General features: G+C 54.6%; 7 protein-coding genes and 1 riboswitch (1 of these 8 running past the window's edge). Of the genes, 4 read left to right on the top strand and 3 right to left on the bottom strand.

From position 1 onward, the window contains the following. The first annotated feature begins 92 nt into the window (after positions 1–92). The gene (gene metA / locus NCTC9997_RS14650; RefSeq protein ID WP_064978341.1) at positions 93–1,022 is read left to right on the top strand and encodes a homoserine O-acetyltransferase MetA; all 930 of its coding nucleotides are present in this window, start codon (positions 93–95) and stop codon (positions 1,020–1,022) included. Between the two features lie 114 nt (positions 1,023–1,136). Here the strand turns inward: metA and NCTC9997_RS14645 are convergent, their stop codons facing one another. After that, on the bottom strand, positions 1,137–2,453 hold the full coding sequence (locus NCTC9997_RS14645; RefSeq protein ID WP_064978340.1) for a cation:proton antiporter: 1,317 nt from the start codon (positions 2,451–2,453) through the stop codon (positions 1,137–1,139). A 202-nt stretch (positions 2,454–2,655) separates the two neighbouring features. Here NCTC9997_RS14645 and metH point away from each other — a divergent pair, with 202 nt between their 5' ends. After that, the gene (gene metH / locus NCTC9997_RS14640) at positions 2,656–6,348 is read left to right on the top strand and encodes a methionine synthase (RefSeq protein ID WP_064978339.1); all 3,693 of its coding nucleotides are present in this window, start codon (positions 2,656–2,658) and stop codon (positions 6,346–6,348) included. A 96-nt stretch (positions 6,349–6,444) separates the two neighbouring features. Here the strand turns inward: metH and lysC are convergent, their stop codons facing one another. Further along, positions 6,445–7,794: a lysine-sensitive aspartokinase 3 gene (gene lysC / locus NCTC9997_RS14635; protein WP_010863076.1), complete on the bottom strand. Its 1,350-nt coding sequence runs from the start codon at positions 7,792–7,794 to the stop codon at positions 6,445–6,447. A gap of 146 nt (positions 7,795–7,940) precedes the next feature. Next, a riboswitch (Lysine riboswitch) is annotated at positions 7,941–8,107 on the bottom strand. A 168-nt stretch (positions 8,108–8,275) separates the two neighbouring features. Between lysC and NCTC9997_RS14630 the strand changes: the two genes are divergently transcribed. After that, a complete protein-coding gene (locus tag NCTC9997_RS14630) occupies positions 8,276–9,406 on the top strand; it encodes a pyridoxal-phosphate-dependent aminotransferase family protein (protein ID WP_152135851.1) in 1,131 nt (376 codons plus the stop codon). Positions 9,407–9,505: 99 nt separating this feature from the next. Here NCTC9997_RS14630 and uvrA read toward each other — a convergent pair whose 3' ends face one another. After that, complete coding sequence (gene uvrA, locus NCTC9997_RS14625) at positions 9,506–12,361, bottom strand: excinuclease ABC subunit UvrA (RefSeq protein ID WP_064978338.1); 2,856 nt, start codon at positions 12,359–12,361, stop codon at positions 9,506–9,508. 259 nt (positions 12,362–12,620) lie between these two features. Between uvrA and ssb the strand changes: the two genes are divergently transcribed. Beyond that, a protein-coding gene (ssb, locus tag NCTC9997_RS14620; RefSeq protein WP_039046679.1) for a single-stranded DNA-binding protein crosses the window boundary here: on the top strand, positions 12,621–12,700 show its beginning. Its footprint extends 481 nt past the window's final position; 80 of the gene's 561 nt are visible here — the first part of the coding sequence; the start codon lies at positions 12,621–12,623; its stop codon lies off the right edge, out of view.

Here is a 12,700-nt window from a genome sequence, read left to right as displayed (position 1 = left end):
CGGTTTAGCGCTGGATCTTCGTACGGATTCTGTCTAGTATGGATATCTGGATGTCTAAACGTTTATATGGATATAACGAGAGGTTTTCACGTATGCCAATCCGGATCCCCGATGAGTTGCCCGCCGCCCATGTTTTACGTCAGGAAAACATCTTTGTGATGCCGGAATCCCGTGCGCTGCACCAAGATATTCGTCCGCTGAAGGTGATTTTGCTGAACCTGATGCCGAAAAAGATCGAGACGGAAAACCAGTTTCTGCGTCTCCTGTCTAACTCATCCCTCCAGATTAATATTGAATTACTGCGCATTGATTGTCGCCCGAGCCGTAACACGCCGCCGGAGCATCTGGATATGTTCTATCGCGAGTTTGCGGAATTGGCGCCGCATAATTACGATGGCTTGATAGTGACCGGCGCGCCACTGGGTTTAGTGCCGTTTTCTGATGTGGCCTATTGGGCGCAAATCCGCACGGTGATTGAGTGGTCGAAGACTCATGTGACCTCGACCTTGTTTGTGTGTTGGGCGGTGCAAGCGGCGCTACAAGTGCTGTATGACTTACCTAAACTTACCCGCAGCGAAAAACTGTCTGGCGTTTATCGCCATGCCACACTGGAACCTTTGGCTCCCCTGACGCGCGGCTTTGATGATTATTTCTGGGCGCCGCATTCACGCTATGCTGATTTTCCGACTGCGCAGATCCGCCAGTATACCGATTTGCAGATTTTGGCCGAGTCCGAGCACGCTGGCGCCTATCTGTTAGCCAGTGACGATCGGCGTCAGGTCTTTGTGACCGGCCATCCTGAATATGATGCACTGACGTTAGCCGGAGAGTACCAGCGAGATCTGGGGGAAGGGTTACAACCGGCGATCCCGGTCAATTATTTCCCTGACAATGATCCGACGCGGCCGCCAGAGGCCAGTTGGCGCAGTCATGGCCATTTGCTATTTAGCAACTGGCTGAATTACTGCGTGTATCAGATCACGCCATATGATTTGCGGGTGATGCAGCCGACACGTGAATAGTGCTAAAACCCTAAGCATAAAAAAGGCGCCGTATGACGGGCACCTTTTTTGTTGAGTGAGCCGACTGCTCGGCTGCGCACGGGCTATTACGTGGGTAATGCCGATTGCGTGAGATTAGTGATGGCCGTGCTCAATGCTCGGGTGTTGATGCTCTGATTTGCTTGGCTCAACACGCTTGGATTTGATGATCATGCTTTCGATGGAGGAGCCCTGTACCAAAATGGAGAACAGCACCACCGCGTAGGTCATCACCAAAATCAGATCGCGCACGTCGGTTTGGGTACCCGGAATAAAGGCTGCTCCGGCTGGAATCGACAGAGCCATGGCCAGTGCCAGACCACCACGCAGCCCGCCCCAAGTGAGGATTTTCAGGGTGTACGGGTTATAGGTGCGGAAGAAGCGGAAGGCGATAAACGGCACCGCGACACTGATATAGCGCGCCAGCAAGCAAACTGGGATAGCCAGCAGCATCAGGATCATCCCTTCGCGGCTAAGATCAATCAGCAGCAAGCACAGGCCAATCAGCAGGAACAACAGAGCGTTCAGGAAGTGGTCAATCATCTCCCAGAAGTGATCCAGATAGTGGGCACTTTGCTCGGAGAAACCTTTATAGCGGGTCCAGTTACCGACCATGATCCCCGCTACCACCATCGCCAGCGCACCGGATACGCCCAGCATATTGGCCAGGGCAAAACCGGCAGTAGGTACCAACAACGTGATCAATTGCTCCAAGCTACCGTCATCGGTGGCACAGATCAGCAGGTGCGCGATATAGCCAATCACCAGACCGTAGACCACGCCGCCCAGTGCTTCGTGCAGGAATACCGAAGAGACATCCATCAGAGTTGGTGAGCGACCACCGAAGGAGACGGCAAAAATGGTCACGAAAATCACCAAGCCAACCCCGTCGTTAAACAGCGATTCGCCTTCTACTTGCATCGAGACGCGGCGTGGCGCGTTGAGCTTTTTGATGATCGCCAGTACCGCAATCGGGTCCGTGGGTGAAATCAGCGCGCCGAACAGCAGACAATGGATCAGCGCCATGTCGATGCCGATTAAATGGGTCACGCCATAGGTGGCAAAACCAATTAAGAAGGTGGAGAACAGCGTGGAGAACAGCGATAGGACGGTAATTTCCCACTTCTGATCTTTGAGTACCGGCAATTTGATACCGAGCGCGCCGGCGAACAGCAAGAAGCCCAAAATCCCTTTTAGCAGGAAATTTTGGAAGTTGATCTGCTGCACCACGCCCTGCGCAATGCTTTCCAACCGAAACCAGCCAAACTGACCGGCCAGAATAATGCCCAGCGAACAGATCAGGGCACCGGCGGTGATCGCTATCGTGGTTTGTACCTTATTAATGTACTGATTCAGATAGGCAATCATGATGGCGATTGCCGCTAAGAAACAGAGTATGTAATAGACATCCATAACAACCTCAGGGTGTGCGTGTTACAAAGATTTTGCTTTTTATATGTGCCAACACGGTAGAGGATTATCTGCCGTTATTAAATAGCCGTAAGCGATTATTTTAGAGGTGGTTAACGCTTATCGGATATAGACGTCTAGATTTCCATATGACATAGTTAACGCTCATGGATAGGTTGTAGACGCAGGGAGTGCAAAGGGAATCATGGTTGAGCATCCGGTAACAGAGGCATTACGCCGTCAGCTGGCAGAGCGCATTTTAATCATCGACGGTGGTATGGGGACGATGATCCAGCAATACCGGCTGCAGGAGCAGGATTACCGCGGTGAACGCTTTGCCGATTGGCCGAGCGATCTGAAAGGCAATAACGATCTGTTGGTGCTGACTCAGCCCGAGGTGATCAGCGCCATTCACCACGCCTATCTGGAGGCGGGGGCCGACATTCTAGAAACCAACACCTTCAATGCTACCTCGATTGCGATGGCTGATTACCAGATGCAGGCATTGGCGGTGGAAATTAACCGTGAAGGGGCGCGTTTAGCGCGCGCTTGCGCCGATGCGTGGAGTGCCAAAACCCCAGATAAGCCGCGTTATGTGGCGGGAGTATTGGGGCCGACCAACCGTACTGCGTCAATCTCACCGGATGTGAACGATCCGGCCTTTCGTAATATCAGTTTTGATCAGCTGGTGAGCGCCTACCAAGAAGCGACCTTGGCGTTGATTGATGGCGGTGTCGATCTGCTGTTGATTGAAACGGTTTTCGATACCCTCAATGCCAAAGCCGCGCTGTTTGCGGTGGAAAGTGTGTTCGAATCGCTCGGGATCCAGTTGCCGGTGATGATTTCGGGCACCATCACTGATGCCTCAGGCCGCACTTTGTCGGGGCAAACCACCGAAGCGTTTTATAACTCGCTGCGCCATGTGCGCCCGCTGTCGTTTGGTTTGAACTGCGCGTTGGGCCCTGATGAGCTGCGTCCGTATGTGGCGGAGTTGGCACGAATTGCCGAATGTGCCGTGTCAGCTCACCCGAATGCTGGTTTGCCGAACGCCTTTGGCGAATACGATTTAGGGCCGCAGGCGATGGCGGCGCAGATCAGGGAATGGGCACAGCAAGGCTTTTTGAATTTAGTGGGCGGCTGCTGCGGAACAACCCCAGCGCACATCGCGGCGATTGTTGAGGCGGTTGCCGATTTACGGCCGCGTACGATCAGCACGCGTCCGGTCGCGTGCCGGTTGTCAGGTCTCGAGCCTTGTACCATTGATGCCGAGACTTTGTTCGTGAACGTCGGCGAGCGCACCAATGTGACCGGTTCGGCCCGTTTTAAGAAGCTGATTAAAGAAGAAAAGTATGATGCGGCGCTGGAAGTGGCGCGCCAGCAGGTCGAAAGTGGCGCTCAGATCATCGATATCAATATGGATGAGGGGATGCTGGATGCCGAACAGGCCATGGTGCGCTTTTTAAATCTGATTGCCGCCGAGCCCGATATCGCGCGCGTCCCCGTGATGATCGATTCTTCCAAGTGGGAAGTGATTGAAGCGGGCCTGAAATGCATTCAGGGCAAGGGGATCGTCAATTCCATCTCGATGAAAGAAGGCGAAGAGCGCTTTTTAGCCCAAGCGCGGTTGGTGCGCCGCTACGGCGCCGCGGTGGTGGTGATGGCCTTTGATGAAGTGGGACAGGCCGATACCCGTGAGCGCAAGTTTGCCATTTGCCAGCGTGCTTACCGTTTGCTGACCGAGCAAGCCGGTTTCCCACCGGAAGACATTATCTTTGACCCCAATATTTTTGCGATTGCCACCGGTATCGAAGAGCACAATAACTACGCGCTCGACTTTATTGGTGCCTGCGCGGATATCAAACAGAACTTGCCTCATGCGCTGATCTCGGGCGGTGTGTCCAACGTTTCGTTCTCGTTTCGCGGTAATGATCCGGTGCGCGAAGCCATCCATGCGGTGTTCTTGTATTACGCCATTAAAAACGGCATGGATATGGGGATCGTCAACGCCGGCCAATTGGCGATTTATGATGATCTGCCTGCTGAACTGCGTGAGGCGGTAGAAGATGTGGTGCTTAACCGTCATCCGCAGGCGACCGATAATTTGCTGGCCTTGGCCGAACGTTATCGCGGCAGTAAAGAGGGCGCGAGCGAAGATAAGCAAGCGGCCGAGTGGCGCAGCTGGCCGGTCAGTAAGCGCTTGGAGTATGCGCTGGTTAAAGGGATCACCGAGTTTATCGAACAGGATACCGAAGCGGCACGTCTGGAGGCGGACAAGCCATTGCAGGTGATCGAAGGGCCATTGATGGCCGGCATGAATGTGGTTGGCGATCTGTTTGGCGAGGGCAAAATGTTCTTGCCGCAGGTGGTGAAATCGGCGCGGGTGATGAAGCAAGCGGTGGCTTATTTGGAGCCGTTTATTCAAGCCGCCAAACAGCAAGGCTCATCGGCGGGGAAAATCTTACTGGCGACGGTAAAAGGCGATGTGCACGACATTGGCAAGAACATTGTCGGGGTGGTGTTGCAGTGTAATAACTACGAGATTATCGATCTCGGGGTCATGGTACCGTGCGAGAAGATCTTGAAAACAGCCCGTGAGCTAGAGGTGGATATTATAGGGCTATCGGGTCTGATCACACCGTCACTCGATGAGATGGTGCATGTGGCCAAAGAGATGGAGCGGCAAGGTTTTACGCTGCCACTACTCATTGGCGGCGCGACCACCTCCAAGGCGCATACCGCGGTGAAAATTGAGCAAAACTACAGTGGGCCGACTTTGTATGTGCAAAATGCCTCACGCACGGTCGGGGTTTGCTCCAACTTGCTGTCCGCTGAGCAGCGCGAACCTCTGCTGGCGCGCACCCGCCGTGAATATGAGCAGCTCCGAGTGCAATTTGCGCGGAAAAAGCCGCGTACCCCGCCGGTGACTTTGGCGCAGGCGCGTGCTAATCGGGTGGCGATAGCGTGGTCGGAATACCAACCGCCGAAGCCGCAGTGGCTTGGCGTGCAAAGTATCGAGGTTGGGATTGATGTGCTGCGCGAGTATATCGATTGGACACCGTTTTTCATGACGTGGTCACTGGCCGGTAAATACCCGATGATTTTGCAAGACGAGGTGGTCGGCGAAGAGGCGCAGCGGGTATTTGCCGATGCCAATGCCTTGCTAGATACCTTGCATGCCGAGCAGTTATTGCAACCGCGCGGGGTTGTCGGGTTATTTGCGGCCAACAGTGTCGGAGACGATATTGAAATTTATGCCGATGAAACCCGTCAGCAGTGTGTCGCGGTCAGCCACCATTTGCGTCAGCAAACCGAGAAAAAGGAGTTTGCTAATTACTGCCTGAGTGATTTTGTGGCGCCGAAAGAGACTGGGCTGGCCGATTATCTGGGCGCGTTTGCGGTGACCGGCGGCTTGGAAGAGCACGCACTGGCCGATGCCTTCGATGCCCAGCAGGATGACTACAACAAAATCATGGTCAAAGCGGTGGCCGATCGGTTGGCGGAAGCTTTTGCCGAATATTTGCACCAAGTCGTACGAACTGAGCTGTGGGGCTATGCACCGGATGAAGCGCTGAGTAATGAAGAGCTGATCCGAGAAAACTATCAGGGCATTCGCCCCGCGCCAGGCTATGCCGCTTGCCCCGAGCACAGTGAAAAGGCGGTGATCTGGCAATTGTTGCAAGCGCAGGAGCGTACCGGTATGCGGCTGACTGAGTCGTATGCCATGTGGCCGGGGGCGTCGGTGTCGGGATGGTATTTCAGTCACCCGCAGAGCAAATATTTTGCCGTGGCACAAATTCAGCGCGATCAGGTACAAGATTACGCCGCGCGCAAAGGGATCACCTTGTCGGAAGCCGAACGCTGGTTAACCCCGAACTTGGGTTATGACCAAGACGCTTGAGTTAACATACTTAGCGTACTAATGCGTCGTTCATCCGTCGCGACAAAAAGGCCACCGATAAGGTGGCCTTGTTAGTTCCGGTGTGACTGCCGGTCATTACTCCAGCAAATGACGATGCAAGGTTTGCACGACCTTATCGGCATCATCGCCTCGGGTCAGCAGGCACAGATTGTGGGCGCTGGCGCCATAGCTGATCATGCGGATATTAAAGGCGCTCAAGGTATCGAAGATTTGCTTACCGGCACCGGCGGTATGACTCATCTGATTGCCAATCAGGGCCACCAGTGCCAAATCGCTTTCCACTTCCACGCGGCATAACTGACTGAGCTCTTCGAGCAGGCCATCGGTGAGCAAACTGGCGCCGGATGAGGCGGAGCCGGTTTTATCCAGCGTCAGGGCAATGCTGACTTCCGAGGTGGTGATTAAGTCCACTGAAATCTTATGTCGCGCCAGAATATTGAACACTTCGGCTAGAAAGCCTTGGGCGTGCAACATATTTAGGCTGTGTAGGGTCAGCAAAATTTGATCGCGGCGCACCGCTACCGCGCGAAACAGCGGTTTGCGGCTGGCATTACGGGTAACCCAAGTTCCGCCCGCTTTTGGCTCTTTGCTGGAGCCGACAAACACGGGGATATCACTGCGTACCGCTGGCAGCAAAGTAGCCGGATGCAAGATCTTAGCGCCGAAGGTCGCCATCTCAGAGGCTTCCGAGAAACTGATCTCATCGATACGCTTGGCGGCCGCGGTAATGCGCGGATCGGTGGTGTAGATACCGTCCACATCGGTCCAGATAATCAGGCTATCCGCTTTCATCGCTTCGGCCAGCAGTGCGGCGCTGTAGTCGCTACCGCCGCGACCGAGGGTGGTGGTGCGCTTTTTGTCGTCTGAACCAATAAAGCCTTGGGTGATAATCAGACCGGCATCCAGATGTGGCAGCAGATGTTGTTCGCACAAGGCGGCCGTCGCCACCAGATCGGGTACGGCTTTGCCAAAATGGCTGTCGGTACGCAGAACTTTGCGTACATCCACCCAGACCGCACGCTCGCCGCGTTGCAGCAGCAGCTCGGTAAACAGCAGGGTCGACATCAGCTCACCGTGGCTGACCAGCTCGTCGGTCAGCGCCGCCGAGGTGGCAAGACTGGCGGCTTCGGCCAGAGCGGCAATGCTGTCGAGCATCCGATTAATTTTTTCTTGGATGGCGGGGGGGTTGCCGAGATCTTGCAAAATACGCAGTTGGATGCGGCGCACTTCATCCAGATAGTAGGCGCGTTGCTCGGCATCGCAGCCATTGGCCAGAGCGACCAGCAAGTTGGTGACACCGGCCGAGGCCGATAGCACCACCACTTTGGTGTTCGGATCGTCAAGGACGATATTGGCACAGCGATTCATGGCGGTATGGTCCGCCACACTGGTTCCGCCGAATTTGGCGACCGTCAGATGAGACATCATGAAAATTCCTCGTGTCCTAGAAATGAGTCCTTACGTCTTGGCACGTGGCCCGTAGAACGGGAAGAGCTGAACGTGGGGGTCGCAGACGCGAACGGAATCCGTCCGAAAACAAGGGAAGCCCCGAGCCTACCGATGTAATTCCTGCACCCAGAAGCGCTCCACCTCGCAAGGTGACAGCCGGAAGGATTCAGCCTCCGCGGCCGATAGGCAGGGCTCCGGAACCCTGAACTATCTCGGCGTACATTCCCCTGACTGCCGCAAATTTCCGGTTGACCGGCAGCTGCCTGAATGACGCACCTCTTCTGGCCCGCCTGCCGGTTGTCCGTAAACCTGGCAAGCTAGGTTGACATCAGAAATATCGGTTTATTTTTAACCTGTCAACGGAATTGTGCTCCGAGCAGTGTATTGCCATTTTTGCCGTGGCTGCGGATACTGGAAAATGCAGCACTCTGCACCCTACACCTACAAGGAGAGTTCTATGTCCACTGCTATGCACTTTCGTTCATTTATGCCGCCGCATCGGATTTTAATGGGGCCGGGGCCATCGGATGTTTATCCTACCGTGTTAAATGCGCTCTCGCGTCCGACCGTGGGCCATCTGGATCCGCTGTTCATCGGCATGATGGATGAGCTCAAGCAATTGCTGCAGTACGCGCTGCAAACACAAAATCCATTTACCATCGCGGTGTCCGCCCCCGGTTCGGCAGGGATGGAAGCTTGCTTTGTCAATTTGGTGGAGCCGGGTGAAAAAGTGCTGGTCTGCCGGAATGGCGTGTTTGGTGGCCGTATGGCGGAGAATGTGGAGCGCGTCGGCGGGATCCCGGTGCTGGTGGATGACGCTTGGGGCGAGCCGGTGTCGCCAGACAAAGTGCGCGCGGCGCTCGCCGCCGATCCTGAGATAAAAATGCTGGCCTTTGTGCACGCCGAAACCTCCACGGGCGCCTGCTCTGATGCACAAACCTTGTGTCAGATTGCCCGTGAGTTTGATTGCTTGACGATTGTGGATGCGGTGACCTCGTTGGGCGGCGTGCCGCTGTATGTGGATGCGTGGGGCATTGATGCGGTGTATTCCGGCAGTCAGAAATGTTTATCCTGCGTGCCGGGTCTCTCGCCGTTATCGTTCTCACCACGGGCAGTAGAAAAAATCGAGCGGCGCCAGCGTAAAGTCGGTAGCTGGTTTTTAGATCAAACCTTGGTGCTGGGGTATTGGCAAGGCGGCGCGAAGCGCAGTTATCACCATACCGCGCCGGTAAACACGCTGTATGCTCTGCACGAAGCTTTGTTGGCATTGCATCAAGAAGGATTAGAGCAGGCATGGGCGCGCCATGCCCAGATGCACCAATTGCTGCGCGATGGGTTACAGGCCTTGGGGTTGGAATTTGTGGTAGCCGAGTCCGCGCGTTTGCCCCAGCTTAATGCGGTGTATATCCCCGATGGGGTGGATGATGCAGCGGTACGTAGCCGGTTGTTGAAGGAATACAACTTGGAGATTGGGGCTGGTCTAGGTGCGCTGGCGGGTAAAGCATGGCGGATCGGTTTGATGGGATACGGTGCGCGGCGTGAAAACGTGGCGCTGTGCTTACGGGCGTTACAAGAAGTGCTCAGTTAAGCGCTGAATCAGCGTAAAACAGGGGCGAGTCAGAACTCGCCCCTGTTTTGACACACTTACCGGTAATCCAGTAATACTCGTCATTCCGGTAAGGTGCCGTTAGTCCTGCTGTTTAGCGTTATGCAGGGCGCGTTGCAAAATCGGTTTGAGGAAGCGCGCGGTATGCGAGTCGGCACTTTCCGCCACGGTTTCTGGCGTACCAGCGACCAATATCTCACCGCCGCCACTGCCGCCTTCCGGCCCCAGATCGACAATCCAGTCAGCAGTTTTAATCACATCCAGATTGTGTTCAATCACCACAATGCTGTTACCGTGATCGCGCAGCTTATGTAGCACGGTCAGTAATTGCTGGATATCGGCAAAGTGCAAACCGGTGGTTGGTTCATCCAGAATGTACAAGGTTTTACCGGTATCGCGTTTAGACAGCTCACGCGCCAGTTTCACCCGCTGCGCTTCCCCGCCGGACAAGGTGGTCGCCGATTGACCCAAACGAATATAGGACAATCCCACATCCATCAAAGTTTGCAGCTTACGCGCCAGTGCCGGTACGGCATCGAAAAACTCGCGCGCATCTTCAACCGTCATATCCAGCACTTCGTGGATACTCTTACCTTTGTATTTGATCTCTAAGGTTTCGCGGTTATAGCGTTTGCCGTGGCACTGATCGCAAGGCACATACACATCCGGTAAGAAGTGCATCTCCACTTTAATCATGCCATCGCCCTGACAGGCTTCGCAGCGTCCACCGCGCACGTTAAAGCTAAAGCGCCCTGGGGTATACCCGCGTGCCCGCGATTCCGGTACGCCAGAAAACAGCTCACGGATCGGGGTGAAAATGCCGGTATAAGTGGCCGGATTAGAGCGTGGGGTACGACCAATCGGGCTTTGGTCGATATCAATTACTTTATCGAAATGCTCTAAGCCTTGGATCTCACGATACGGCGCCGGCTCTTCAGCGGTCGCTCCATTTAACTCGCGATGGGCGATACGAAACAGGGTATCGTTGATCAAGGTCGACTTGCCTGAGCCTGACACCCCAGTGACGCAAGTAAACAACCCGACCGGAATCGATAGCGTGACGTCTTTGAGGTTATTGCCGCGCGCCCCGATCAGACGCAGCACTTTGGCAGGATCAGCCGGTGTACGCTCCGTCGGCACCGCAATTTCACGCTGACCGGACAAATATTGCCCGGTGACGGAATTCGGATTGGCCATAATCTCGCTGGCGGTGCCTTCGGCTACGATTTCCCCGCCATGCACGCCAGCACCCGGGCCGATATCGATAATATGATCGGCAGCGCGAATCGCATCTTCATCGTGCTCTACCACAATCACGGTATTGCCCTGATCGCGCAGGTGGATCAGCGTATTGAGCAAGCGCTCGTTATCGCGTTGGTGCAAGCCGATCGACGGTTCATCCAGCACATACATCACGCCAACTAAACCTGCACCAATTTGGCTAGCCAAACGGATCCGCTGCGCCTCGCCGCCAGACAGCGTTTCCGCCGAGCGGGCCAGTGTCAGGTAATTCAAGCCGACATTCACCAAAAACATCAGGCGATCACGAATTTCCTTCAACACTTTCTCGGCAATCTGCGCTTTTTGCCCAGCCAGTTGTAGCTGGTGGAAGAAAGTCAGCGCCTCGGCGATACTCATCTGTGCGATATCCGGCAGCGTGGTGTCTTCGATAAACACATGACGTGCCTCTTCACGCAGCCGTGACCCGTGGCAGCTGGCACAGGGGCGGTTATTGATGTATTTAGCCAGCTCTTCACGCACCGCCATGGATTCGGTCTCTTTATAGCGCCGTTCCATGTTGTGCAAGATCCCCTCGAAGGGATGATGGCGAATCGTGGTATCACCGCGATCGTTAATGTACTTAAACTCGATATTTTCTCGCCCCGAGCCGGACAGCACCGCCTTTTGAATTCGCGGAGGCAGTGAATTGAACGGCGCTTCAATATCGAAGTTATAGTATTCCGCCAGCGATTTGAGCATCTGGAAGTAGTAGAAGTTACGCTTATCCCAGCCGCGAATTGCACCGCCGGCGAGTGACAGCTCCGGATGCTGCACCACTCGCTCGGGGTCAAAATACTGCTGTACCCCAAGACCATCACAGGTCGGGCATGCGCCTGCGGGGTTATTAAAGGAGAACAGACGCGGCTCCAGCTCGTGCATGCTGTAACCACAGTGCGGACAGGCAAAGTTGGAGGAGAATACCAGCTCCGGTGCGTTGCTATCCTCCATGTCGGCTACCACCACGGTGCCGCCAGAGAGTGTGAGCGCCGTTTCGAAGCTTTCGGCCAAGCGCTGCGCTAAATCTGCGCGCACTTTGAAACGATCTACCACCACTTCAATGGTGTGTTTTTTTTGCAGCTCTAGCGCTGGGGGATCGGATAAATCACACACCTCGCCATCTATACGGGCGCGGATATAACCCTGCGCGGCCAGATTTTGTAACGTCTTACTGTGCTCACCTTTACGCTCTTTGATGATGGGCGCCAACAGCATCAGCTTTTGCCCTTCTGGCAAGCTCAATACCTTGTCCACCATCTGACTGACCGTTTGTGCCGCCAGCGGCACATCGTGCACCGGACAACGCGGGTCACCCACGCGGGCAAACAGCAAGCGCAAATAGTCGTGAATTTCGGTAATGGTCCCGACGGTAGAGCGCGGGTTATGTGACGTGGACTTTTGCTCGATAGAGATAGCCGGCGACAGCCCCTCGATATGATCCACATCCGGCTTTTCCATCAAAGACAGAAATTGGCGTGCATAAGCCGACAGTGACTCCACATAGCGGCGCTGACCTTCCGCGTACAGCGTATCAAACGCCAGCGATGACTTGCCGGAGCCGGACAAACCGGTGATCACAATCAGCTTGTCGCGCGGGATAATCAGGTTGATGTTTTTCAGGTTGTGGGTGCGGGCACCCCTGACTTCGATCTTATCCATAGCGTCACTTTAGGTCGTAAAGGAAGAGAAGGTAATAAAGGTGAAAACGGTCAAAATCTGAGTATCGCACAAAATAAAAATAACTGAATAGATATCCAGTAATTCTCCCGTACCGATTTCGGTGCACCGCACTGACAGCATGCGAGCGCCGCTTTGCGCAGGATTTCGCGCTTCTTTATTGGGAAGGTGCTCAGATCCGAAAGGAGCGTGATACAATCAGAAATTACACATCATTGACATCCAAGAAGCGGAGAGAGTTATGGCCAGAGGTGGCATTAACAAAGTTATCCTGATCGGTAATTTGGGGCAGGACCCTGAAGTACGCTACATGCCGAACGG

The sequence above is a fragment of the Plesiomonas shigelloides genome (genome assembly GCF_900087055.1).
Lineage (GTDB): Bacteria > Pseudomonadota > Gammaproteobacteria > Enterobacterales > CAMTGL01 > Plesiomonas > Plesiomonas shigelloides.
The sequence above is the reverse complement of the archived record's forward strand: the minus strand, read 5'-3'. Positions and strand labels throughout refer to the sequence as shown.

What these genes read in the sequence shown, in the direction of transcription:
- metA (WP_064978341.1), top strand. Translation starts at nt 93, where the DNA reads ATGCCAATCCGGATCCCCGATGAGTTGCCCGCCGCCCATGTTTTACGT.
- NCTC9997_RS14645 (WP_064978340.1), bottom strand. Translation starts at nt 2,453, where the DNA reads ATGGATGTCTATTACATACTCTGTTTCTTAGCGGCAATCGCCATCATG.
- metH (WP_064978339.1), top strand. Translation starts at nt 2,656, where the DNA reads ATGGTTGAGCATCCGGTAACAGAGGCATTACGCCGTCAGCTGGCAGAG.
- lysC (WP_010863076.1), bottom strand. Translation starts at nt 7,794, where the DNA reads ATGTCTCATCTGACGGTCGCCAAATTCGGCGGAACCAGTGTGGCGGAC.
- NCTC9997_RS14630 (WP_152135851.1), top strand. Translation starts at nt 8,276, where the DNA reads ATGTCCACTGCTATGCACTTTCGTTCATTTATGCCGCCGCATCGGATT.
- uvrA (WP_064978338.1), bottom strand. Translation starts at nt 12,361, where the DNA reads ATGGATAAGATCGAAGTCAGGGGTGCCCGCACCCACAACCTGAAAAAC.